Genomic DNA, 23,425 nt, shown 5'->3' with positions numbered 1-23,425 from the left:
ACTTCATTAAAAAGGACCTTGAAAAATGAAAAAATCAGATCAGGAAACTCAATATCTCAAAGAAGGAAGCATTAAAACCAAATTGACAGGTTATAACCTGTTGAATAATTCCAGATTAAATAAGGGGACGGCCTTTACTGATCACGAACGAAATGACTTTTCTCTTCACGGTTTATTGCCACCCCAAGTGAGTACTTTGCAAGAGCAGCAAAAACGTCGCTACGATGGATTGAATGAGTTGCCTACTTCATTAGAAAAGTACAGTTTCCTCCGTGGCCTCCAAGATAATAATGAAACACTTTTCTATTCGCTGATTATTAATAACATCGAGGAAATGCTCCCCATCGTTTATACCCCCGTAGTTGGTGAGGGATGCCAGAAATTCAGTGAAATATTTCGCAAGCCGCGTGGTCTATTTCTTAGTTATCCTAATAAGAATTTAATTGACCAAATTTTTTCGCATCCACGTTATGATTTAATTAAGTGTATTGTTGTGAGTGATGGTGAGCGTATTCTCGGTCTTGGTGATCAAGGCGCAGGAGGTATGGGAATCCCAATTGGTAAAATGGCACTTTATACTGCGTTGGCCGGTATCCCGCCACAATATTGCTTGCCTATTTTATTGGATGTGGGAACGGATAATGAAGAACGATTGGCTGATCCTCTTTATGTTGGTTGGCGTCACCATCGTATTCGTGGTGAAGAGTATGATGCGTTCGTGGATACTTTTATATCTGCGGTGAAACGTCGTTGGCCACATGTTCTTCTACAATGGGAGGATTTTGCAGGCGTGAATGCAGCACGGTTATTGGCACGTTATCGCGATCAATTGTGCACATTTAATGATGACATCCAGGGAACTGCTGCGATGGCAACAGGGACATTACTTTCAGCTATTAATGTCACTGGAATTCCCCTGAAAGAACAAAAAATCGTTTTTGTTGGTTTTGGTGGCACCGGGCATGGCATTGCTCAATTGATGCGTGGTGCTCTTAAGGATGCTGGATTAAGCGATCAAGAGGCTGGTGATCGTATCTATGCGGTAGATAGATACGGACTTCTTGTTGAAGGGGGTAAGGGATTGACTGCAGATCAGGCCACTTTTGCGCGTAAACGCTCTGAAGTATCTGGATGGCAGGTTAGCAATCCTGAAGAAATCGGATTACTCGATGTGGTTCGCAATGTAAAACCCACGGCACTTATTGGTGTTTCAGCACAACAGGGTGCATTTACCGAGGAAGTGGTTCGTACTATGGCGAAGTTTACAGATCGCCCTGTTATTTTCCCGCTTTCTAATCCAACATCCCATAGTGAAGCAATACCTCAAGATCTGTTCAAATGGACAGAAGGTCGTGCTTTAATTGGAACAGGAAGTCCTTTTGAACCAGTACAGTACAATGGGAAAGAATTTCATATTGACCAAACAAATAATTCATACATTTTTCCAGGTTTAGCGTTAGGCATTATCTCCTCTAAGGCAAAACGAGTTTCCGATGGAATGATCAAGGCGGCCGCCCTAGCGCTTGCTGAATGTTCTCCAGCTCGGACAGATAAATCGGCTAACCTATTACCTCCATTAGCAAATCTTCGCTCAATTAGTCTTGCTGTTGCAAAAGCAGTAGGGAAACAGGCGATACTAGAAGGGCTTGCGGGGGTCCATGAAGCAGGATTTGAAGAGGAGCTTGCTGACAATGTATGGGAGCCAGTTTATAAACCTTATCACCTTGCCGATTAAGTAGTCTCGCAATGATGGTTTGGTTGATCTAAACCATCATTGAATCACTTTTGTATGCATTAAATTAAAATTTATATAAAAATCATTATGTTAAATATTAATTCATATTAATGCAAGTATATGATAAAAATACTGTGGTATGATTTTCAAAAATGAAGAATAGTTTCCTTGTTTGAAACAAAAATAGAGCTAGGTCAGACTCAATTTCATAGGGGATACATCATGAGGAACTCCAAGTTGTCTTTGGATTTAAAAAAGGAAGATTCCGAAGATCTATTTTCAAATACCCTTACCCATGAAATTTCTCATGATTACCTAATGGAATTATTGGATGTTGGCAAATTAAATGTGTGGCAGTGGGATTTGGGTACCAATGAAGTAATTGATTTTGGTTACTCTGAATCGTTATCGGTTTTAAATGCAGACAGCAAAGTAGGGCATATCGATCATTTTATAATACGACTTCATCCAGAAGATCGTGAAGAAATTGCCAATACATTAGTTAATTCTCTGACCAATTATGAGGACCATTACGCGGATTTTCGTATACAATCAACTAAAGGACATTATGAATGGGTATCGGCTCGTGGGCGTTATATTCGTGATGCAGAAAATAATCCAATTAAAATGATTGGTACCTGGCATTTTATTACAGAACAAAAACAAAATCAGGAATTGATTAAACTACAACAAACCACGCTTGACCGCATATCGAGATGTTATTTTTCAGGAGAAGCTGCCTCTTCATTATCTCATGAAATTTCTCAACCCTTATTAGCACTAAACTCCTATCTACTTGGTAGTATTTTACGTTTACAACAAGAGGATAAAGGCTCAAATGAATTCATTGGCGTACTCCAAAAAGCATTAGAACAAGTTGAATTAATAAGTACGATTATTAAGCGAATGAAACGTTTTGTGACCCATGGAGAATTGCATTTTGAGCGAGTTAATTTAGCGGCATTGGCCAAACAGTCTGTTATCTTGTCAAAATTTTATTCGAATTTTTCCGGAACAGTCCAATATGAGTTTGATGAGCATTTGGTTGAAGTTTATTTAGATCGCAATCAAATGCGACAGGTATTCCTAAACCTTATTAATAATGCTTTTGAAGCAATGTTCGATGCCCAAACAAAAAATCCTTCATTAATGATTAAGATAAAAAATCTTGATACGGAGGTACTGGTGACTATTGCTGATAATGGACCCGGCGTGTCACAAAGTGTCATCGATAGTCTATTTACTTCGTGCTATAGCACCAAAGAGTATGGCTTGGGTCTTGGGTTAAGTATTTGTAAAAAAATTATAGAAGCTCATGGTGGGTGCATTAAAATAGAACAAAACACTGCTGGTGAGGGAACTATAAGTTCTTTTAGATTACCTAATCATATTTTGGAATCATAAGATGAATAAGACAATTTATATTGTTGACGATGATGAGGGTGTATTGCGCGCTTTGAAATGGCTTTTTGACTCAATGAGTTTTGACGTAAAAACCTACTTGGATGCGACAAGTTTTCTTGAACAATATAATCCTAAACACATGGGATGTCTGATTACCGATGTGCGTATGCCTGATATGGATGGTCTAGAGCTCCTCGATAAATTAAAAAGACAAAATAGCTTACTGAAAGTAATTATTATTACAGCTTATGGCGATATCCCCATGGCCGTAAGAGCAATAAAAGCAGGAGCAATAGACTTCATTACCAAACCTATAAATGAGCAAGATTTGTTGAAGTTGATTAAAAAATGCCTTGAACATTATCCGAATCATGTTACGCGTGCAATTGATCAATATGAACTTTTAACGGAAAGCGAGTTACGTGCTCTTGATGTGATTTGGAATAAAAATTAATTTTATTATTCTTTGCGAGGGCAGTTTGTTCTCCGCCTACGTACCGCGCTTCATGCGGTATCTAGAACAATGGTTTATCCTAATTAGAGACCTTTTTTACTTCAATAAGCATTCTCTGGATACCGCATGAAGCACGGTACGTAGGCTCTGGGGAGTAATTATCATTTCCCCCTAATATTCAAGTAATGCTCTAATGCGATTGGTGTAATTTTTTAATGGAGTTTGTACTATAAAATCTTTCAGGGGCGTTTCAATCTCAAAATAGAGAATATTGGCTAGAAAACCATAACAACAGGCATCTACTGTATGTACTTTATTTCCAAATAGGTAATTTTTATCTCCTAAAAGATAAAGAATCGCCTGCAGATCATCGATCCCCGATTGATATATCTCCGTAGTGGAGTATCTACCAATACCCTGATAATGATATTTTTCAATATTATACTTTCGTACTTGTTCCAGAGAGGCTTCTGATAATTCGGAATGTTGTTTTAAGAATTCTGCCTTGAATGAAGGCCAAAATTGTTCATCTTGCCAGCGTGAATAGGACATTACCCAATACAAATGATTATCTAACATACGATTTATGAAAAAATGGATGTTTTTTTGTTCTTCGGTGAGATTATGATCTAAATTTACATAGTTGTGTGAAAGATGATGCAGAATATTATTACTATCCGTAATGATGTGCTCATCATCAATCAGGTAAGGTAACTGCCCGCGAGGTGCATTTTGGGTATTAATAATATGCTCATGTTGATAATCAATTTGGGTTAATCTAAGAAACGTATCTACTTTTAGTCCAAAAGGATTGTTATCAGGCAGGCCAAAAAGCTCTGGATAAGAATACAAAATTATCATTAAAATTCTCCTGAAATTTGCGCAAGTCCAGTTTATAAAAAATTGTAGAGCATCCTCTCGCTATTTATTTTTTAGGTGCTGCAATACAAGTGACTTCGACTAGTAAATCGGGTAATGCTAATGCGGTTACTCCTATAGAAGTACTTGTATAGGAAGAAACGGGAATACAATTTTTTCTGGTTGTAAAATAAGCAAGACCATTTTTCTCAATATTAACAATGTACGATGTCATAGCAAGAATATGTTCTAAACTTGAATTTGCAGCATGAAGGGCATATTCAATATTTTGGAACAGTTGTCGAGTTTGAGATTCAATATCCAAACCAACTATTTTTCCTTCCTTATCTTGTCCTGCTTGTCCTGTGACAAAAATCAACTCATTGTATTGGACGCATTGTGTAAACCCATACTTTTCATAAGAAAGTAATTCGGGAACTTCGATTACGTTTTTTGGCATGATCTTTCCCTTTATCGTTGCTGTGTTCAGATCCCTATATCCGAATTATAGTTAAGAGCGCATAAGTATTTCTTAATATTCTCCCAAACCCCTAACTCACTAAATAGAACAAGTTACAACTTCACTCTTTGAGAATACTACACATGGTATAAATTTTCTCTTATTTAACAAAAATAACACTTTTTTAGTAATTTATTTGTCTTAGTTAATATTTGGTTAATAATTGGTCAGTATTATAGAAAACTATTCCCTATCGCTTAGGAAAGGCAAATAAGCCCAAAAATTTAGGGGGAGGCGATATGATAACACCACTGACACTGAATAAATCCATTAAAGTTTTAATTGACCAGTTAGGAAAAATAAATCCACTTCTTGTTAAGTTATTTGAAAACGAAACAGCGATTGACATAAAGACTCTAATTGAATGGTTTAACCTCACTCAATCGATAAATAGTAGTGATGAATCCTTTTTTTTGGTCACCAGCTTAAGAGCTAGCTTATTAAAAGAGTTAAATAAGAAGCTAAATACCGGGCAAAAGGAAGAAGACACAACAGATGCTCCATTGACGGCAAAAGCCAAATATGCGCTAGTTGCTCTTGGAGGAATTGCTTTTTTTGGGTGTGAGGGTTTTGATGGTATAAGCGCATTCATGGGAATTTTTACTTATATTCCATCTCTTGCAGTTATTGCCGTTGGGCTTGCATTTTCAATTGTTTCCATAATTGTATTTTGCAGTTTTGATTTAGTTGAGATTTCAAAGAACCTGGGGGTTAAATCTTCAGAAACCCCCAAATTAATTGATGCTGCACTTGACGAGTTTAACCAAATAAAAGCGGTACGTGCCCGCCTTACGCATTTTTCCAAAAAATCGAAAGAAGAACTTGAAGAATACCTTCAGCTGGCGCAAATGTTACTCCAAAAACACCGAGCATTAGATGTAATCCGCTATGAGCTAACATTAGCTTCAAATGATGGGCTCTTATATTATGCGAAAAAGATTACAGCTGGTGTTGCGGGCTTTATCTTTTTTAGTGGCGGTTTTTTTGCAGGGCAAACTGTATCCTTGGCGATTGGAGGTTTATTTGTTACTACATTGTCTGCAACTGCATGGCCTATTCTTGTTGCATCTGTAGCGATTGGTTTGGCAGCGTTGGCTGTGTACTGGTATGTAGAGCGTCCAGGAATTGAAAATTTAATCAGTCGGTGGAGAGGATTGGATAAAGAGAAAATTGATGAATTATGTAAAAGTGATGTTGTGGATAAAGAAACGCATAAACTAAGTGTATTAATTGAGGAGCTTACTTCTGAGATTGACTTGCTTAATGATAGGGCTACAGATAAAGCGCAAATCGAGGCAATGCAAAAAGAAATAGAACTTTTAAAGAGTGAGAAAAAAGCCTTAGGTTTACAAGCGATCGCCGCGGAAGAAAGAGCAGCTGGATTAAGTGCGCAACTAATGATTAAAGAAACACAACACGTACCAGAATCTGAACCCGCACATGCTGGGGCAGTGGATGCACCCTTTGATGAACCAGAATCCACTGTGCCATTTCAAATTTCTGGGAAACAAGGGTTTCCGTCAGTTTCTGAGAAGCACTCATTCTTTAGTATGAAAAGATCCGCATCGACCGGAGATCTTGTTTCTTTGCAAAAAAGTTTTTCTAAGTGAGTTAGCCTGTATTAGTAGCTACTAACTAATACAGGCTCGCGCAGTTTACAGGGAAGAATGACTCAATGTAGCATCGAGGTCCAAAGAGATATCCTGTTCCAATGAACGTTCTTTTTTTCCAGAAGAAGCCAAGAAACCGTTCCTCAAAAGCCCCTCGGTTACCCTATGCTTAGTCGCAGGTTGTTGCCAGACCGGTACTGTAACCGGTGTTTGCCCAAGAGCAGTTGGTGGTTGCGGTATCGGCCTTCTTCCGGGATTCAGTTCATTTTCCTCAGCCTCCAAGAATTTAAGTTGCTCTGCAGTCGGTGTTTCGACTTGGCTGGAATAAATAAAAGGTAACATACGAAGTTTGAACACCAATAAGAACGCCTCGAATTTATTACTTAACTCAGTGTATCCATGTCGAGATGGTGCAGCTAATGTTGCCTGCAATTGAGAAGGGGATAAAATCTCAATGTGATTGAGATCGGTACGATAATAAATTTTACCGTCATCTCCCTGTAAAATTAAGGGCTGTGGTTGGCGATATTCTTTATCAACATCCGGCATTTGTTCCAGACCGCCATATTGAGTCTGTTCAGGCAACTTGCTTCCGTTAAACACAGAATTTAAATCGTTTAATGAACAGGTCATACCTGCCAAACAGGCTTGTTTATTAAAATAATTATTTGCAGTATTAAAATCATCATCGCCACCTGCAGTAACCGGAGGCTCGCTTTTATCGGGTGAAGGATCGTAAATACGTTTGGTATAAACGGTTACTTTGTTTAACTCATCATGCAAATTGTTGACTAAAATACTACCCCAAACTCCAAAGCGTTGTGGAAGCAGGGCACGTAGATCCCCCATAAATGAAATATGACCTGCAGCAAAGTGATCGGTATAATAATGGAAGCAAAAGAACTCCATACCTAATGCCAAAGCTTGATATCGATGGGCTAGATCCTTCAGTTTTTCTGGTGTCAAGCCATTAGGAGTCTGTTTGAGAACCTCAAGTAGTGCAGTGAAGTCGCTGTTCTTTGATTGATAATCTGCATGCGTAATATATTGTTTTAACTCATAATGAATGAGTGCATATTTGAGAGCTATATGATGGCCTATAGTATAAACACGGACAGACCATGGGGTAAAATGCGATAAATTTCGATTCAAAATGTCACTGTAATTGTTTACCCTCAGAGCAAACATGAGCTGTTGAACGTAGAAATTTAAAGTAGTAGAAAAGGGGATGTAGTTGCCGTTATTTATAGTATAAATGGTATCAATATCACTTTGTTGTACGTTTTTATTTGCCAGTCGTTTATAAGAGCTAATTAATTTGTGTTCCTCATTCGCGGTAACTGGCTTTTTAATTAAATATTTACCTAAGGTTTCACTAGATCCTGTTCGATCAAAAGTTCTTCGTTGCGCCTTAAATTCACCAATGCTTGGTAAATCAAAAGAGACTTCTTTTCCACCAAAATAGTCGCCAGACATGGCAATAATGACGCCTGCAGATATATTTAATCCAATGGGTTCAGGAAGGCCCATTTCATTAAACCCTTGTAATTGCAAGTGCAAGCCTCCCTTCTCATCGATTGTTAGGTATGGATTGCCTTCTAAGCTCTCCCAATCTTGAAATCGTAATGCATCACCCAGTTCCGTATGTTCATTGGTGTTCATAAGCAAGCTCCATTTTTTATTTTTATTACGCTTTAAAAACAATGAACTTCTTAATCCTTTTACATTATGAGCTGTACGACACAATGCAAACAGACCAAGTTCTGTTCAAATTTTTGTTTCAAAAAAAGAAGGGTAAAAAATAAATATAGAAGTGGGGTCCAATATTTTCAAATAGGAGCGCTTGCTTCTGGGGCATCCCTCTAAGTTTATATTTCGCATCTATAATTAAAATTATCCCCGCAGTTGGAGATGATTATGAAAGATGAGAAAACCGAAAAATTAGTAGGAACCAACCGCAATACTCTATTTTCGGCAACAGAAAATACGGTCTCTTCTAAAGATCGCTTAAAAGATTTTGATGCATTGAAACAGGATCAATGGCTGGAGTACAGTAAAAAAGTGATTCATGAATTGGGATCGAAAATATCTTCTTTTCCAGAAGTGCCTCCCCCCGTTAGTAAAGATATTAATTGCCCTCCAGATATGTTGAGCTCTCAAGTAGGTTGTGCTTATGCTTGGTTGGCTGATAAAAGACGAGAAGTAGCGAAAATGTTGAAACAAGGCCCGCTAAGACATCAATTCGGATTAATCAATAAAGCAGGGTTTGTGTCCACAGATGATTTTAATTTATCAAAGCATCTTCCTACCCAAAAGGATATGATCTATGAGCATTTAATGGTTTTGATTCATCAAAAAAATAATCATGTTGAGGTAATGCGACAAGAACACAAATCCGAAGAGGGTGCAAAATATACGATTAAAATTAAATTAACTGCTGAGGAATTTGATTTATTACATAAGAAGAATACCTCATCCCCCTTTCCCTTTATTGAAGATGATGTTGTTCTTACGATTACCTTCGATGATTATGGGAAGAACGATAGTAAAACAGGGATCGTTATTGATCATTGTCCTACTCCTTTTCATCAAGATTATCGTGATCGCTCCAGCTATTTTCAGGTGCAATTTGAATTAATCCAACCTTATTTTAAGGAATGTGTTGATTGGACTCCTGAGCAGGATATAAAGGATTTTCTCATGAATGCGGGAAAACTTGCCTATAGTCTTGCCCGATTACAACCCGTTGGTCGAGGAAACTCAGCCATTGTTGAATGGATGGTTAGAGGACTTGCTCATGAAAAGAATATTGAATTAGGACCTTTTAACCACAATGAATTAGGTTGGGATTTTAAAGCCTTCCTAACCCCAGAGATTGATGACTATGCACAATGGTTTGCTGAAAAAGCATTTACAGGATATGTACTAACAGAACCTGACGATTTAACTCCGAAAATGTAAACTTCGAAAAAAGATTAGGGTATCGAAGTACTCATCCACATCAGTAATAAATATTTAATTATTTTTATTTTCGATAATTTACAAATTTTCGAAAATAATTAATACTATTCAAAATTTTTAAATTGAAGAACAATAACATGTCTCAAATTAAAGTGAAGCAATCAAAGACGAGCACGGTATTAGAGAAATTACGTCTTGATCTAGTGAACGGCTATTTTGAGCCGGGTCAAAAATTGCAAATGGAACAATTAAAAGAACGTTATGAGGTAGGATACAGTCCTTTACGCGAAGCGTTATCTCGCTTAGTAAGTCATGGCTTAGTCAACTTTGAGGATTTATGTGGTTTTTCTGTTCCTTCTTTATCTTTAGCAGAATTATATGACCTCTATGCCGTTAGGATTCAGATCGAAACACGTGCTCTGGAATTATCCATACAATATGGGGATGAGTATTGGGAAGCAGATATTATTGCCTGTTGGCATCGATATGCAAAATACCTCTGCCCATCATCAAATAAACGATTAAATCCTATTGAATGGGATGCGTTACAAAAAGAATTTACCTATACCCTGATCAAAGCCTGTCAGTCTCCTTGGTTACTCAAAATCCAAGATATGTTGTATGACCATTCATCACGGTATCGCTTTTTATGCTTAGGGCTCCATCATAACGATGAGCAAGTATTAATGGAATTCAAACAAGAAAATGAGGAGTTAGTCTCTGCGGTATTAGCGAGAAATACTGAGAAAGCAATTCAAATTTCGCAAATGGGTTGGGATAACTCAATTCAAATGATGGCAGACCGTTTGAAAGATAAAAATGCTTAGGGATAAAGCAATGAACGAACATAAAAAAAATTATCTACTCATTCCTTCGGTACCTACCCCTAATGGTCGATTGCATTTAGGCCATATTGGCGGTCCATTTTTGAGTGCAGATATACTATCAAGATACCTACGACTTCTTGGGCATACCGCATTGATAATCTCAGGAACCGACAGTTACGAGTCCTACGCAGCAGGAAAAGCAGAGGAGGAACATTTAAGTCCTGAGGAAACATGCCATCATTATCATGCATTAATTGCACATGATTTAGAACAAATGAACATTCAATGCGAACAATTTATTAATCCCCTCGATAAGCAATGGCATGCATCGTATCAGAAATGGCATGAGAAGATTATGGGGCAATTATTGGATAATAAAGCCACGACGCGATTAAAAGAAAAAATGCTCTGGGATGAAACGAATCAACGCTATCTCAACGGGTACTGGCTGCAAGGGGATTGCCCTATATGTTATGAACAAACCGCTAGTTATTTTTGTGAGCATTGTGGTGCCCATTTTCGCCCAGAAGAAATGATTCATGATCACAATTTAGAGCAAAAGGAAGTTGAAAATATTTTTTTACAACTTCCCAGAGATATTGATCTCATTTCCAAAGGAATTAATCCAAACATCCAATCACTATTTCAAAGTTATCAAGTGTTGCAAAACAATCGATTCAGGCTCACGACTCAGTGCGATTGGGGTTTAGTCGATAAGACTGATCCTGAGCATCCCAGAACGTTGTTTAGTTATGGTTTTGTATTTGCCTATTTTTTGATGTTGGGAGAACTGGCGGCAAGGCTCATGGATACCAACAGAAATGCGTTTGCGGCTGATTCTGAGGTGATTACTATTTCCAGTTTTGGTATTGATAATTCATTACCTTTTTTAAGCAGTGCCTTGGGAATTAGTTCTGGATGTCCTCAATATAAACCATTTGATTATTACCTCGTGAATTATTTTTATTATCTTGATGGCAGTAAATTTTCAACAAGCCGACAGCATATGATTGGCGTGGATGAGGCCATCAATCAAAAAGGGCTTTCCAGTGATATTATTCGGTTGTATCTGGCTTCGATTGATGTACGTAATCAAACAGGTAATTTTGTCATGGATGAGTTCATCCAATATTATAACAAAATTGTAGATTGGCTTGAACGCAGTGTTGTTCAAGGGATACAAAACGTTCCTGAATCCGTCATGAACTCTTGTACTCAATCGTTACAACATCAATTATGCGAATTGTTTACCATTCAGGAGAATGCATTACAACCGGCTCAATTTGTTCCCCACATAGGGGTTCAATCCCTAAATGATTGGATGCTTTTAAGTCAAAGCATCGATCCTTGCTCTGAGGATTATTTCTGGTGGTTAAAAGGGTTTTCTTTGATGATTTATCCTTATATGCCCGAACTCGGAGAAACAATCTGGCATGCTCTGGGATATGGGCAATTACCTACTTACGCTGACTTTTTTGTTAAGCCAACTCGGACAGTCCAGAAAAAAATACAACTCACACTAAAACGAATTACTCAGGAATTTGAGACACAAGCAGAGGGAATCTGTTATGAACAAAATAAATCATGAAATTTCCGATTTACTTGGAGTAGGTGTTGGACCATTTAATTTAAGTATTGCGGCTCTTTTATCATCAGTCGAAGAGATTTCCAGTATTTTTTTCGAGCAAAATGAAGAAATGATTTGGCATCCTGGAATGTTATTTCCTAAAGCTGAAATTCAGGTTAGTTATTTAAATGATTTGGTGACGCTTGTCGATCCTACTAATGCCTATTCATTCATTGCTTATCTTGCAAAACACAAACGCTTGTATCGTTTTATTAATGCACAATTTAAACAGGTGTTACGCACTGAATTTAGCCATTACTTAAATTGGGTGAGTGGGTCATTACCTAATTTATTGTTCAATGAACAGGTTGAGGATATTTATTTTGATAAATCGCATTTTGTCATGCATACAACGCAGAGAAAAGTTAAGGGAAAACATCTTATTTTAGGTAATGGCTTAACTGCAAGAGTTCCTGATTGTGCCAAACCTTATTTAGGTAACAATGTATTACATAATAAGAATTTTTTACTTAACCCCATAAATTGGCAGGGAAAACGAGTTGCTATTATTGGTGGTGGGCAAAGTGGTGCCGAAATTGTACAGCATATTTTATCTCATGATGAGCAATTACCTTTAGAACTAAATTGGATTTCGAAGCGACATCAACTCTTACCGATGGATACTTCTCCATTTGTAAATGAATTTTTCACGCCTAAATATACGGAATATTTTTTTCATTTATCTGAAAAAGAAAAAGCCTGTTTATTGCAAGAGCAACTCTTAGCCAGTGATGGTATTTCCTTGCACGTCTTACAAGCAATTTATCAAAAACTTTATAGCCTCGAATTTTTGGAAAATAAAGGGAGGTTGTTTAAGTTTTTACCGCGTCATGTATTAACAAATATGGAGAGCGAATTAGGTACCTATCAGTTAATACTGACCGAGCTTGATACGATGGAAAAAAGATTAATTTCTGCGGATATTGTTATTCTGTGCACCGGTTATCAGTGGGAGTTTCCCTCTTATCTTGCTTCGCTTGCCGATAAAATACCCTTAAATAATGGTGCATTTTGCGTCAATCCGGATTTTTCCATTGCCTGGGATGGGCCCAAACAACATCGCATTTATGTCCAAAATGCAGCGCACAAGGCTTATGGGATCGCTGAGCCCAATTTAAATGTTATGGCTTGGCGAAGTGCAAAAATAATTAATAGTATTGCACAAGCAAAAATCTATGAACTGGATCAGGAGAGCACGGTCTTGGATTGGGGACGGGAATTCCATGAGGAACAAAAATATGTCTCAATTGCTTGAAACGGATATTTGTGCAGCCCCTGGGTTAGTTTTTTCTAATCCTGAACATATTGCTCCCGGAGTGGTGGTAAATCCTATTGATTTTGCACAAAAAAAGGCATCGCCTCCGTTCCAAACAACTTATTTCCAAGTGTTGCCTCAGTGTGAAACTCCAGTGGATTATCATCAGGAAGAAGAAATTTGGATTGTATTAGAGGGCGGTGGTATTTTGACTTATGAAGGGGAGGTTCACTGTCTTAAAGTACACGATTTTTTTTACTTTGCAGCGTTTAAAAAGCATCAAATCCGTAACTCTTTGACCATCCCACTTCTGATTTGCTCTATTTATTGGTAAGCGATTATTGGGTGGTGGAGTTCTTGAGTATGCTCTTTGGCTAAGTAGCAAAAAATAACCCAACGGAACGAGTTACAACTGATTGAGAATTTAATGAAGAATTACAAGGTACGATGGTTACAGTCCATTGATAAAGAAGAGTGGTTTGCAATGTGGCATGAATATATGGAGTTTTATCAAGTATCTCTGCCTTCAGAAGTGGTCAATAATACATTTGATAAACTACTCTCTGCAGATAAAAAAATAGGATGTCTCATTGCGTGTGACTCCCAAAATGTCGCAGTGGGATTTTTGACTTTTATTATTCAGTTAAGCACTTGGAGCATTGCTCCCGAATGTTATTTACATGATTTATATGTAAAACCAGAACATCGAAAAGCTGGGGTGGCGAGAATGCTCATCGATGAATTAAAACAAATTAGTCAATTGCGGGATTGGAATAAAGTCTATTGGTTAACCAAACCAGATAATCAGGTCGCACGAGCACTGTACGATAAAATTGGACGAGGTGAACCATGGATCGTCTATGTTATGACGGATTAAGTTAATCCTTATTTTCCTTCGTATAAGCCCCATTTTAGAAAAAGTTAAATAGGATATTTTTTAGTATTAAATTCTAATAGACTATTAGAAAATCGCTGAAAAATAAGGATGTTTCATGCAAGACTTCATCAAGCCGGCACTTTTTAATGCGCAGTTAATAAGAAGCTTGGGATGTGCAACCTATCAAGGTGCTGAAATTGGAGAATGTTTTGCTATAGCAAGTCAAATAGAGCCGGGTGATAAAGAAAGCTGGTATGCTCGATGGACTGCCTTTGGTGATAGCAATTTTAGTATGGCTGAAACCTACCGTAGCCAAGGGTTGCACTTTGATGCAAAAATGGCATTTCTGCGTGCATGTACTTATTATCGGACCGCGTTTTTTTTCTTGGAGGATGTACCTACTGATCCCAGGATTGAGCAGGCATTACAATATAGCATTCGTGCTTTTCATCAAGCACTTGAGTATTTTGAAACTCCAGTAGAAAAAGTAGAAATTCCCTTTGAAAATACCTCCTTGCCTGGATATCTCTACCTAAATCAGACTCAATCTAATCATCCCAAACCCATTCTTATTGATACGGGTGGGGGCGATAGCACCAAGGAAGAATTATATTTTAGTACAGCAGCCGAAGCGCTACAGAGGGGCTTTCACTGCCTAAACTTTGAAGGTCCAGGTCAAGGCAGCATGCTCCGATTAAACAAAATGCCTTTTATCCCGGATTGGGAGCGAGTAATTGAGCCAGTCATTGATTTTATTATCAATCGTCCTGAAATCGATCCTAATAAGATTTTCTTAATGGGCCGAAGTTTTGGTGGTTATCTTGCTGCTCGAGCGGTAACAAAAGAAAAGCGAATTGCAGGTTGTATTGTGGATCCCGGTATATTTGATGCAAGTGGTAATCTCGAGGCTAAATTTAATTCTTTTATGACTCAGTTCCCAGATTTGCAGGATGTTCCTTTAGAGCATGCGTTAACACATCTCATGAGGACAGATGAAAATTTAAGGTTTATGCTAGAAAGTAGGAAGTGGCGGTTTGGTGCGAAAACGGTTGAAGAAATGCTCAGTAGAACTCGTGCGTATACTTTGAATGGATTGGTCGAAGGTATTCAGTGCCCCATGCTGGTTTGTGATAATACTTTAGAATACATCACCTTAGGTCAAGCAAAAAAATTATATGATCAGTTGCAATGCAAAAAACAATACATACTTTTTCATGATGAGGACGGTACTGGTGGTCATTGCGAACCGCTTGCGCCACGATTATTTAGTGCAAAAATTTATGAGTGGCTCAGAACTTTATAAAGATTTGGTAGCAAATGAAAAGAAATGAATCTAGAAATGAATAACAATAAGTGTTTAAAGAGTCAGGAAAGGTAAAATGCATTCTATAGGTACCTGGTGGTTATGGTTGTTTTTTATTGTCTTAATACTCATCGTCTTAAGTATTGATATTATTTTTTTAACCCGTAAAAAAGGGGGCCATACTTCGTTAAAGTTATCGATTATATGGGTCACGGTGTGGATTTTGTTAGCGTTACTATTCAATGCCTTTTTATGGGTGTATCTACTGCATAGTGAAACAAGCCATATTGCAAACCAAAAAGCACTTGAATTTTTTACTGCTTATTTGATTGAAGAGTCATTATCTATCGATAATATATTCGTTTTTGTCATGATCTTTAAATATTTTTCTATACCTATGAAATATCAGCGTCGTCTACTCTTGTTTGGGGTATTGGGTGCTATAGTGATGAGAATAACACTTATTATTGTTGGCATATGGCTTATCAATAAATTTCATTGGATTTTTTACTTATTTGGATTATTACTCCTTTATTCCGCATCTAAATTCTTTACTTTATTTAAAGACGAACAATTTATTGCGAATAATTTTGTTCTAAGAACATTAAGAAAATTCTTTCCCATAACAAAAACCATTACCGATGAACGTTTAATTGTTAAAAAGAATAATTCGTATTTTATAACTCCTTTATTCGTAGTTCTTATATTTATCGAAGTAAGCGATTTAATTTTTGCTGTCGACAGTATTCCTGCCGTATTGGGAATTACTCAAGACCCATTTATTGCGTGCTCTTCGAATGCTTTTGCCATACTGGGACTGCGATCCTTGTACTTTATCTTGGCACACATCCAAAATAAATTTTATTATCTCAATTATGGGTTAGGTTTAATTTTAGGTTTGGTTGGGATAAAAATGATTGTGCATGACATCATTGATATTCCTGTAGTATTAACCCTTGCAATGATTGTGATAATACTCGGGGGCTCAATCGTTGCGAGCAAGTTGTGGCGTAATAAGTAAATAAGCCAAACTGTGTTCACATGAAAAAGGGATATTTATGGAGCAATTCTTAATTTTTGCATTAGTTGGTTTTATTGCACAAATAGTTGATGGTGCATTGGGCATGGCTTATGGGGTGATTATTACCGGTATATTAGTTACTTATGGGATTTCTCCCGCAGTGGCAAGTGCGACCGTGCATACTTCTGAGATTGTTACCACAGGTATTTCAGGTTTTTCTCATGCAATGTTTAAAAACATTGATTATGCTTTATTTAGGCGTTTGGCTATCCCTGGGATTTTAGGATGTATCTTAGGAGCATATGGTTTAACAAAAGTTTCAGAAAAATTGGCAAAGCCTTTTATTGCAATTTACTTAATCATCATGGGTGTATTTATTTTGTACCGGGCTCTCCAAGGTGGAAAAATTATTCGACTCATAAAAAATTTTATGGTTAAACGAGTTACAAGGCGTGCGTTGCCTTCTAATCATGCACGGGGATTAATTCCACTTGGATTTTTTGGGGGGGTCTTTGATGCCACAGGTGGCGGCGGGTGGGGAGCTATAGTTAATTCTACATTACTAGTACAAGGTACGACCCCTCATTACACCATAGGTTCAGTTAATTTAACCGAGTTTTTAATTACTATTAGTGTTTCTGCTACCTTCTTTTTTACAATTGGAATCACTCATTGGTTAATTATTCTAGGGTTAATTGTCGGGGGGGCAATAGCCTCTCCTTTTGCTGCCTTCCTCGTTCGTTATATTCAACCTCGACTCATTATGTTGTTGGCTGGAATCGTAGTCATATTACTCGGTATTCACTCAATTTTTACAGTATTTATGAAGTAAAAGATGAGTGCGTAGACAATCAATATCATTCGAAATAGAAATGTATGCTAGGGCTCTATTTTGATTATCTTAAAAAAATATTTTAAATTAAGAGGGGCTTATCTTTTTGATATCTACTTTTACTGTTCATGGATAGACAATTTATAAACAAGGAGCTGTGTTTTGAAACTAAAATCACTTGTAATTTTATTGGCAGGAATTCTGACAAAAAGTTCTTTGGCTGGAACTATGGGGGCTATTGAACCTTCAGCGTTTCCCTGGGTTGGGTCGCTTAGTATCGGCCCTGTGTGGGAAGATGGGGGTAAAAGCCAAAGCCTTTTCCTAACTCCCTTTATTGAAAAGACTTATGCTGCAGATAACTCAACGGATGCACTAGCAAATTTTGAAGTATTTTTAGGTTTACACCGGTCATTTAATCCCACCATTCAGGGGCAGCTAGGAGTGGCAGTAGCTGCAACGACGAATGCAAGTCTTTCAGGGGAAATTTGGGATGATGCAGATCCTGAATTTGATAATTTTACCTATGGCTACAAAATTCAGCATACTCATATTGCTGCAAAAGGGAAATTATTGGCTGATATGGGATTTGTAGTGATGCCTTGGGTGAGTGGGAGTATTGGTGTTGGTTTTAATGAGGCTCGTTCTTTTAGAAATACTCCGAAGATTTTTGAAGCCATAGTCAATCCTAATTTTGCCTCTCACACTCAAACCACCTTTACTTATACTGTGGGCGCAGGAATCCAAAAATCATTGACTCAGAATTGGCAAGTAGGTGCAGGTTATGAGTTTTCTGACTGGGGTAAGAGTCGTCTGGGTAGAGCAGAGGGTCAAACTCTGAACTCTGGGATAACACTCAACCATTTATATACAAACGGTGTAATGTTCAATATAACCTATACAGCTTAAGGACTTTGTATGATAAAAAAGCTACCTATCTTTTGTTTTTTTCTCGGAATAAGCTGTATATCTACGGTACAGGCCGAGAAGCCTCTATGGACGATGACCTTAGAGGCTGGCAATAACAAACAATCTATTCCTGAAAATGTAACAGCAACGATTGCGTATAAGGTTCAAAACCAATCAAAAAAAGCGAAAATTCTCGCCTTACAACCGACACCCGGCCTTGTCCAGACTAATACTTGTCGTCTAGCACCTAAAGGAACCAAGAGAGATAGTTGTGTGGCTACATTTAAAATCATTGGGCATATGCTCCCGATTAGTGGTATCCATCACGGCCCAGTACTATGCCAGGCGAATTCAAATGGAGGTGCTAATCCAAATCAGTGTTATCAACCTGATAAGGACAATATTTTGTCCATTACTAAAACGAAAGAATTAGCGGATTGGAATAACTGGGGACAAAATATTCAAAATAGTCAGCACAATATCAACTCGGGTATTACTGTCGATAATGTGAAAAAAATCGTAGAATTATGCAAAATTGACTATACCCAAGGTCTTGTACCCACTCCATCAAATTCATCAAGTTTTTCGAACAGTGCCAAACCAGTTATTGTAAATGATACTATCTATTGGACTGGTTTTGCTGGAGTAATAGGGGCTCATCAAATTCAACGCGATGAGTATGGTAACTTTATAGGATGTAATCAACTTTGGGTACAAAACGTAAGTACTTTAGTGGGTCTTGTTCTTCCTTTTGGATTTACACCATCGGTTCGTTCCTCACCCGCTTATTATGAGCGGGGTAATGGTCAGGGGGCACTGCTGTATACTGCTATTGATAGCGTTTTTTCTTTACCTCCCAGCTTATGGTTTATAACCCCTCCCTTTGCAGTTGCGGTTGATGCAAAAACTGGCGAAAAATTGTGGCAAATAGACTTGGTGGACCCAAGTGAGGTGGCTGTGGGAATGGATGCGGTGACACCAAGTACTACGGCAAGTCCGCGCATCTATAAAAATACCGCTTATCTTGGATTTTCAAGTTTAAATAATGCTTTTGATAACATCCCCATGACTTTTAGAGGGCATATGATCGCCCTTAATTTAGGGGGGCAAGGTTTATCTCCAGATATGCCTTCAATCAAGTGGACCCAATTCACCATTCCACCCCGTCCGGCTAACTATCAACCAGGTACTTGGTTTGCCGGTGGTGGTGTTTGGGCGAGTGCCCCTTCGATTATCCCAGAGCTTGGTCTGGTTATTTATGGTGCGGGACAACTTTATAATTATCCAGATTTTGTTACTGCATGTATGCAAAGACCGCAATCAATTACTACGCCTACATTTAGTACCACGCAAAAAGGACAAACAGGAAAAGGGTCTACTGAGTGTTTAAAAGAAGCAGAGGCCAGATTAAAGCAATTAGGAATCACGCAACCACTTGCATCGAATTCTATAATTGCTTTGAAGATAAAAGATGGTAGCTACGCTTGGCATGTGTCAACACAAGGTATTGATAATTGGCAAGGTTCTTGTGGACTTAATATTGATCAACCGTGCAGTGTTCCAGTTCCAGGTCCTGACTGGGATGTGAGCGGTAGCTCTCCTATTGTGGCCGATCTCAAATCATTAGGTAAAGTGGTTATTTCCCATAATAAGGGCGGGTCCCTATTTTGGATTAATGCTGCGACTGGAAAGGTTATTAGAAAAGCTGATGTATGTGTAGGAAGCGCTCTAGGAGGAGCTCACTGGGGATTAAGTTACGATCCAAAGAATGAAACGATCTATATGGCTTGTTCTGCTGGTGGGATTGTGCCGAACTTTGGAGGATTTGTAAATTATTTGTCTATATTAGCAAATGGTAGGAAAACCTGTATGTCAGGTTATCTTAATGCGATTGATGCGAATACTGGGCAACTAAAATGGCAAACTCTACCTGCACGATCCGAGATCGTTGATGTCAATTCTCCTGGTTGTCCAAATAAGCTTTATTCGGTCGATGAGCGATTTAAATATGGGCTAAATTTTGACATCGTAATAAAAAATAAGCAATTTAAGGTACCGGTCAACGTAATGCCTAACAGCAGCAAAATTCCTTTAGCGCATCAACAAAAAGGGAGAAGTAATGGTGTACCTGCAAATGCGAATGACATTGTTTATTGGCCTGTCTATTATGGAACAGTGTATGCGCTTGATGCTAAAACAGGTGCCTATTTAAAGGAAATGAACTGTGATGAGGGGGCTATGTATGTAGGACCATCTGTTGCCAAAGGCCTTGTTATGCTTGGTTGCGGGTACGGTAATTTTAATTCTGCAGATGTTGGTAAATCCATCATGGTTTATGGGTTGTCTAACATTATAACAAATCAGACCAAAAGTGCTGGATAGATCATAATTAATCTTCGATCAAGATTTGAATCCGTGATTGGTGTTCAAATCTTGATCTGTTCTGCAAATGGTCCACATAAGTTTTAGTAAGTACGATCTAATGAAATAAATGCTTCGTGACGGTTTCAATAAAAAAATAGATGAAGCTGAAGTAAAAAATGATCCCAATATATCCTACAACAATAAGTAAGCCGTCGCGTTCGATTAATCCCAAGCTAAAAATAATGAGCAGAGCCGCAAAGATAAAATTGCTTAACGGGATCGGTAGCATCAACAGTATTGCTAAACAAAAAATAAGTATTCCATTGATTATTTCCATAATGCGAGAGGTCATGAACTCCCAGCGTGGTTTCAAAAAGTGTTCAATTTTAGTCAAATAAGGTACTGTCACACGGATTACTTTAGAAATGGTTTTTTGATGAATCGTACGTTTGGCAATAATTTGGGGTAACCATAATGTCTTTCTAGCAAATACCATTTGGCAGGCAAAGAGTGCTATGGGCACACTAAATACAAGCGAAACACCGGGCACCGTAGAAAAAGGTAAAGCGCTTGGTAAAGCAAAAAACAACAATACAATTCCAAATGCGCGTTCGCCTAGAATTTGTAAAATTTCTTGATAGGTTAATTCGCCTTGTAAATCCTTATGGTTGGCAATCTCCAAAAGGATATCAGAAGAGTGTGTAGTCGTTGTATTCATGATAACTCGCAGTTATAACTCGACATGATATTTTTAGTACTATTAAAGAATAGAACAAAATCCCTGATGAGAATGAATAACATCAAACCTAATGTAGCATATAACTACAAAATTTCTTATAACATTGTCTTAAGAGAGTAAATTAGCCCAAAGGATTAGGAAATTTTTGTAAATAAAGCGTACCAAATTGGTATGAAGCGTAATCAGTAATATGACCTACATCACGATATACGGGGATGCCATTGATGTCTGCTTTACAAACATTCTGCTCGCATTGTACTTCTTTGGGATCGATTATAATTAATTGCGGGTATTTATTTTTCATTTTATTAAATAATTGCTTAAACCACTGTTCCTCATTAAAGTTAAAATCACATTCATGAGGCGTATATGATGTTCTTAATTTTATATGTTTAAAAAAACAATCATGGAAATTATTTTGCATTAACGCGGTTGAGTGCATCAATACGGGTTTTGCTCCCGATTTGGTAATGATTGATAGAGCTTTATCCAAAGCTTCTTCCAATCGCTTTTTGGTCAAGAGTAAAGAGCGTTGATCATCCAAGTTATTGATGATGTTTTCTGACAAATAATCAGCCCATAATTGTCCAATAATGACATAATCATAATGATTATTTTGGATCATTTGATAATACTTTTGGGTTAGTTCATGACAGAGTGGATAAACTTGATTTTTAAAGTGCCACCAGTCATAAAGATAAATGTCAGGTAAGGTTAAGCAGGAAGATACGGTTTGCATTAAAATGGAAACATTCGCTGCTTGCCCTAATACATCGACAAAGCCCCAATAATGATTGGAAAATGAATCCCCAATCATTAACGCACGCTTACTATCTGCTTTCTTTGCGCCGGCGAGGCATTGCATATTGATTTCATGCAGGTGATCGGTAATACACACATCCCTAAGCGGGCTGTTGTATTGGTCTAATTGTTGATACACGGTTAATAGCTCTCCATCAAAACGTTGAGGAAACCCATGATTTTTTTTTATCACATAGTCAGTCAGGTGAACAACAAGCATGGGAGCTAATAATAGAAGCACAAAGGTATGACGAAAGGGCATGTTCTTCCAACGTTTGGATGGTTTTTCGATAAAACGCCAAGAGAGATAGGCTAAAACAAAAGTAATCCCTAAAGCAGCCAATAAAACGATGGGGGTTTCCACTATGCTTTGATATCTTAGAACTGAGAAAATAACCCAATGCCAAATATAAAGTGAATAAGACAACAGGCCTATGAATACTAAAGGTTTACTGGAAAGTAATTGGCTGAAGATGTTTTTAGGGGAACACGTTCCTATGGCAATAAGAAAACCAGTGGCACTACATACAACCAAGGCATTCACATCAGGATACCCTGCTAAAATTGGATTAAGACGAGCAATATAGAGTAAGGTTATGAATGCCAGACCACCCATAAGGCTTAAAAGGTATTTCTTGGTTGAATGAATTGTCATCTGAATGAATGCAACACACGAACCAGTTAAAAATTCAAAGATTCTACTGGGGAGTAAGTAATACGTATGCGCAGGTAATGTTCTGGCATTGTATAAAGAGCCTAGCAATGCGAAAAAGGTCAGTCCAATTAGAATAGGAATCAAATATCTCTTAGGTGCGAAACGATGTAAACAATAGATAAGGAGTGGTAAAAGTAAATAACATTGCCATTCTATTGAAAGAGACCAGGTATGCAGTAAAGGAAGTTGATGCGTATCCGGTGAAAAATAACCGGTTGTCGTTTTATCAAAGAACATATTAGACAAAAATAAAGAAGTTTTGCGAGCGCTCCTGCTGTATTGCATTAAGTCATCAGGTAAAAAAAACATCAAAGTTAAGGTAGTTGTCAAAAAGAGCAAACAGATAAAAACAGGTTGCAAGCGCCAGAGTCTTCGATTGTAAAAATCTAAAAAGGAAAATGAATCATTTTGGAGTGATTCATGGATAATCCGCGTAATGAGAAAACCAGAGATAACAAAAAATACATCGACTCCTATAAATCCTGAAGGAAAAAAAGAGAGTCCTGCGTGATAAATTAAGACCAGTATAATCGCAATGGCTCTAAGTCCATCAATATCAGGGCGGTATGTCATTGACGTTCAAACAAAAAGTCGCAATCCTATCACCTTGATTAAA

General features: G+C 37.7%; 20 protein-coding genes. 15 read left to right on the top strand and 5 right to left on the bottom strand.

All coding sequences use genetic code 11. The annotated features are described in order from the left end of the window. Positions 1 to 25: 25 nt before the first annotated feature. The 3 genes from ACWTEW_RS13315 to ACWTEW_RS13305 all read left to right on the top strand — a co-directional run bounded on the left by ACWTEW_RS13315 (position 26) and on the right by ACWTEW_RS13305 (position 3,593). Entirely contained in the window at positions 26 to 1,735 is a 1,710-nt protein-coding gene (locus tag ACWTEW_RS13315) for an NAD-dependent malic enzyme (protein WP_454782129.1), read from the top strand. A 222-nt stretch (positions 1,736 to 1,957) separates the two neighbouring features. Further along, complete coding sequence (locus ACWTEW_RS13310) at positions 1,958 to 3,139, top strand: sensor histidine kinase (RefSeq protein WP_454782128.1); 1,182 nt, start codon at positions 1,958 to 1,960, stop codon at positions 3,137 to 3,139. A 1-nt stretch (position 3,140) separates the two neighbouring features. Continuing rightward, positions 3,141 to 3,593: a response regulator transcription factor gene (locus ACWTEW_RS13305; protein ID WP_454782127.1), complete on the top strand. Its 453-nt coding sequence runs from the start codon at positions 3,141 to 3,143 to the stop codon at positions 3,591 to 3,593. A 171-nt stretch (positions 3,594 to 3,764) separates the two neighbouring features. Here ACWTEW_RS13305 and ACWTEW_RS13300 read toward each other — a convergent pair whose 3' ends face one another. Both ACWTEW_RS13300 and ACWTEW_RS13295 read right to left on the bottom strand, forming a co-directional pair. After that, complete coding sequence (locus ACWTEW_RS13300; protein ID WP_454782126.1) at positions 3,765 to 4,454, bottom strand: glutathione S-transferase family protein; 690 nt, start codon at positions 4,452 to 4,454, stop codon at positions 3,765 to 3,767. 64 nt (positions 4,455 to 4,518) lie between these two features. Beyond that, a complete protein-coding gene (locus ACWTEW_RS13295; RefSeq protein WP_454782125.1) occupies positions 4,519 to 4,911 on the bottom strand; it encodes a RidA family protein in 393 nt (130 codons plus the stop codon). A gap of 299 nt (positions 4,912 to 5,210) precedes the next feature. Here ACWTEW_RS13295 and ACWTEW_RS13290 point away from each other — a divergent pair, with 299 nt between their 5' ends. Continuing rightward, positions 5,211 to 6,581, top strand: a complete 1,371-nt coding sequence (locus ACWTEW_RS13290; protein ID WP_454782124.1) for a hypothetical protein — start codon at positions 5,211 to 5,213, stop codon at positions 6,579 to 6,581. A 45-nt stretch (positions 6,582 to 6,626) separates the two neighbouring features. Here ACWTEW_RS13290 and ACWTEW_RS13285 read toward each other — a convergent pair whose 3' ends face one another. Further along, positions 6,627 to 8,243: a hypothetical protein gene (locus tag ACWTEW_RS13285; protein ID WP_454782123.1), complete on the bottom strand. Its 1,617-nt coding sequence runs from the start codon at positions 8,241 to 8,243 to the stop codon at positions 6,627 to 6,629. Positions 8,244 to 8,498: 255 nt separating this feature from the next. Here ACWTEW_RS13285 and ACWTEW_RS13280 point away from each other — a divergent pair, with 255 nt between their 5' ends. The 11 genes from ACWTEW_RS13280 to ACWTEW_RS13230 all read left to right on the top strand — a co-directional run bounded on the left by ACWTEW_RS13280 (position 8,499) and on the right by ACWTEW_RS13230 (position 20,572). Beyond that, positions 8,499 to 9,542, top strand: a complete 1,044-nt coding sequence (locus ACWTEW_RS13280; protein ID WP_454782122.1) for a hypothetical protein — start codon at positions 8,499 to 8,501, stop codon at positions 9,540 to 9,542. 137 nt (positions 9,543 to 9,679) lie between these two features. Further along, positions 9,680 to 10,369 (top strand): GntR family transcriptional regulator, encoded by a 690-nt coding sequence (locus tag ACWTEW_RS13275; protein ID WP_454782121.1) that lies wholly within the window; start codon positions 9,680 to 9,682, stop codon positions 10,367 to 10,369. A gap of 10 nt (positions 10,370 to 10,379) precedes the next feature. After that, positions 10,380 to 11,957 carry a methionine--tRNA ligase gene (locus ACWTEW_RS13270; protein ID WP_454782120.1) on the top strand — a complete coding sequence of 526 codons (1,578 nt, stop codon included), beginning with the start codon at positions 10,380 to 10,382 and terminating at the stop codon, positions 11,955 to 11,957. Then, positions 11,938 to 13,251, top strand: a complete 1,314-nt coding sequence (locus ACWTEW_RS13265) for a lysine N(6)-hydroxylase/L-ornithine N(5)-oxygenase family protein (protein WP_454782119.1) — start codon at positions 11,938 to 11,940, stop codon at positions 13,249 to 13,251. The genes ACWTEW_RS13270 and ACWTEW_RS13265 overlap by 20 nt, the downstream gene beginning before the upstream one ends. Continuing rightward, on the top strand, positions 13,235 to 13,585 hold the full coding sequence (locus ACWTEW_RS13260; protein WP_454782118.1) for a cupin domain-containing protein: 351 nt from the start codon (positions 13,235 to 13,237) through the stop codon (positions 13,583 to 13,585). The genes ACWTEW_RS13265 and ACWTEW_RS13260 overlap by 17 nt, the downstream gene beginning before the upstream one ends. Positions 13,586 to 13,678: 93 nt before the next feature. Beyond that, complete coding sequence (locus ACWTEW_RS13255) at positions 13,679 to 14,128, top strand: GNAT family N-acetyltransferase (RefSeq protein ID WP_454782117.1); 450 nt, start codon at positions 13,679 to 13,681, stop codon at positions 14,126 to 14,128. Between the two features lie 115 nt (positions 14,129 to 14,243). Beyond that, positions 14,244 to 15,431 carry an alpha/beta hydrolase family protein gene (locus tag ACWTEW_RS13250; RefSeq protein ID WP_454782116.1) on the top strand — a complete coding sequence of 396 codons (1,188 nt, stop codon included), beginning with the start codon at positions 14,244 to 14,246 and terminating at the stop codon, positions 15,429 to 15,431. Positions 15,432 to 15,507: 76 nt separating this feature from the next. Beyond that, the gene (locus ACWTEW_RS13245) at positions 15,508 to 16,452 is read left to right on the top strand and encodes a TerC/Alx family metal homeostasis membrane protein (protein WP_454782115.1); all 945 of its coding nucleotides are present in this window, start codon (positions 15,508 to 15,510) and stop codon (positions 16,450 to 16,452) included. 37 nt (positions 16,453 to 16,489) lie between these two features. Continuing rightward, entirely contained in the window at positions 16,490 to 17,284 is a 795-nt protein-coding gene (locus ACWTEW_RS13240) for a sulfite exporter TauE/SafE family protein (RefSeq protein WP_454782114.1), read from the top strand. Positions 17,285 to 17,446: 162 nt separating this feature from the next. Then, positions 17,447 to 18,190 carry an outer membrane protein gene (locus ACWTEW_RS13235; protein WP_454782113.1) on the top strand — a complete coding sequence of 248 codons (744 nt, stop codon included), beginning with the start codon at positions 17,447 to 17,449 and terminating at the stop codon, positions 18,188 to 18,190. A 9-nt stretch (positions 18,191 to 18,199) separates the two neighbouring features. Continuing rightward, a complete protein-coding gene (locus tag ACWTEW_RS13230; RefSeq protein WP_454782112.1) occupies positions 18,200 to 20,572 on the top strand; it encodes a hypothetical protein in 2,373 nt (790 codons plus the stop codon). 97 nt (positions 20,573 to 20,669) lie between these two features. Here the strand turns inward: ACWTEW_RS13230 and ACWTEW_RS13225 are convergent, their stop codons facing one another. Both ACWTEW_RS13225 and ACWTEW_RS13220 read right to left on the bottom strand, forming a co-directional pair. Continuing rightward, positions 20,670 to 21,272 (bottom strand): exopolysaccharide biosynthesis protein, encoded by a 603-nt coding sequence (locus ACWTEW_RS13225; RefSeq protein WP_454782111.1) that lies wholly within the window; start codon positions 21,270 to 21,272, stop codon positions 20,670 to 20,672. 142 nt (positions 21,273 to 21,414) lie between these two features. Further along, a complete protein-coding gene (locus ACWTEW_RS13220; RefSeq protein ID WP_454782110.1) occupies positions 21,415 to 23,382 on the bottom strand; it encodes an acyltransferase family protein in 1,968 nt (655 codons plus the stop codon). Positions 23,383 to 23,425 lie beyond the last annotated feature (43 nt).

It is taken from the genome of Legionella stuttgartensis (assembly GCF_977063405.2).
The sequence above is the reverse complement of the archived record's forward strand: the minus strand, read 5'-3'. Positions and strand labels throughout refer to the sequence as shown.

What these genes read in the sequence shown, in the direction of transcription:
- ACWTEW_RS13260 (WP_454782118.1), top strand. Translation starts at nt 13,235, where the DNA reads ATGTCTCAATTGCTTGAAACGGATATTTGTGCAGCCCCTGGGTTAGTT.
- ACWTEW_RS13220 (WP_454782110.1), bottom strand. Translation starts at nt 23,382, where the DNA reads ATGACATACCGCCCTGATATTGATGGACTTAGAGCCATTGCGATTATA.
- ACWTEW_RS13285 (WP_454782123.1), bottom strand. Translation starts at nt 8,243, where the DNA reads ATGAACACCAATGAACATACGGAACTGGGTGATGCATTACGATTTCAA.
- ACWTEW_RS13225 (WP_454782111.1), bottom strand. Translation starts at nt 21,272, where the DNA reads ATGAATACAACGACTACACACTCTTCTGATATCCTTTTGGAGATTGCC.
- ACWTEW_RS13280 (WP_454782122.1), top strand. Translation starts at nt 8,499, where the DNA reads ATGAAAGATGAGAAAACCGAAAAATTAGTAGGAACCAACCGCAATACT.
- ACWTEW_RS13265 (WP_454782119.1), top strand. Translation starts at nt 11,938, where the DNA reads ATGAACAAAATAAATCATGAAATTTCCGATTTACTTGGAGTAGGTGTT.
- ACWTEW_RS13305 (WP_454782127.1), top strand. Translation starts at nt 3,141, where the DNA reads ATGAATAAGACAATTTATATTGTTGACGATGATGAGGGTGTATTGCGC.
- ACWTEW_RS13270 (WP_454782120.1), top strand. Translation starts at nt 10,380, where the DNA reads ATGAACGAACATAAAAAAAATTATCTACTCATTCCTTCGGTACCTACC.
- ACWTEW_RS13240 (WP_454782114.1), top strand. Translation starts at nt 16,490, where the DNA reads ATGGAGCAATTCTTAATTTTTGCATTAGTTGGTTTTATTGCACAAATA.
- ACWTEW_RS13230 (WP_454782112.1), top strand. Translation starts at nt 18,200, where the DNA reads ATGATAAAAAAGCTACCTATCTTTTGTTTTTTTCTCGGAATAAGCTGT.
- ACWTEW_RS13310 (WP_454782128.1), top strand. Translation starts at nt 1,958, where the DNA reads ATGAGGAACTCCAAGTTGTCTTTGGATTTAAAAAAGGAAGATTCCGAA.
- ACWTEW_RS13315 (WP_454782129.1), top strand. Translation starts at nt 26, where the DNA reads ATGAAAAAATCAGATCAGGAAACTCAATATCTCAAAGAAGGAAGCATT.
- ACWTEW_RS13275 (WP_454782121.1), top strand. Translation starts at nt 9,680, where the DNA reads ATGTCTCAAATTAAAGTGAAGCAATCAAAGACGAGCACGGTATTAGAG.
- ACWTEW_RS13245 (WP_454782115.1), top strand. Translation starts at nt 15,508, where the DNA reads ATGCATTCTATAGGTACCTGGTGGTTATGGTTGTTTTTTATTGTCTTA.
- ACWTEW_RS13290 (WP_454782124.1), top strand. Translation starts at nt 5,211, where the DNA reads ATGATAACACCACTGACACTGAATAAATCCATTAAAGTTTTAATTGAC.
- ACWTEW_RS13255 (WP_454782117.1), top strand. Translation starts at nt 13,679, where the DNA reads ATGAAGAATTACAAGGTACGATGGTTACAGTCCATTGATAAAGAAGAG.
- ACWTEW_RS13295 (WP_454782125.1), bottom strand. Translation starts at nt 4,911, where the DNA reads ATGCCAAAAAACGTAATCGAAGTTCCCGAATTACTTTCTTATGAAAAG.
- ACWTEW_RS13250 (WP_454782116.1), top strand. Translation starts at nt 14,244, where the DNA reads ATGCAAGACTTCATCAAGCCGGCACTTTTTAATGCGCAGTTAATAAGA.
- ACWTEW_RS13300 (WP_454782126.1), bottom strand. Translation starts at nt 4,454, where the DNA reads ATGATAATTTTGTATTCTTATCCAGAGCTTTTTGGCCTGCCTGATAAC.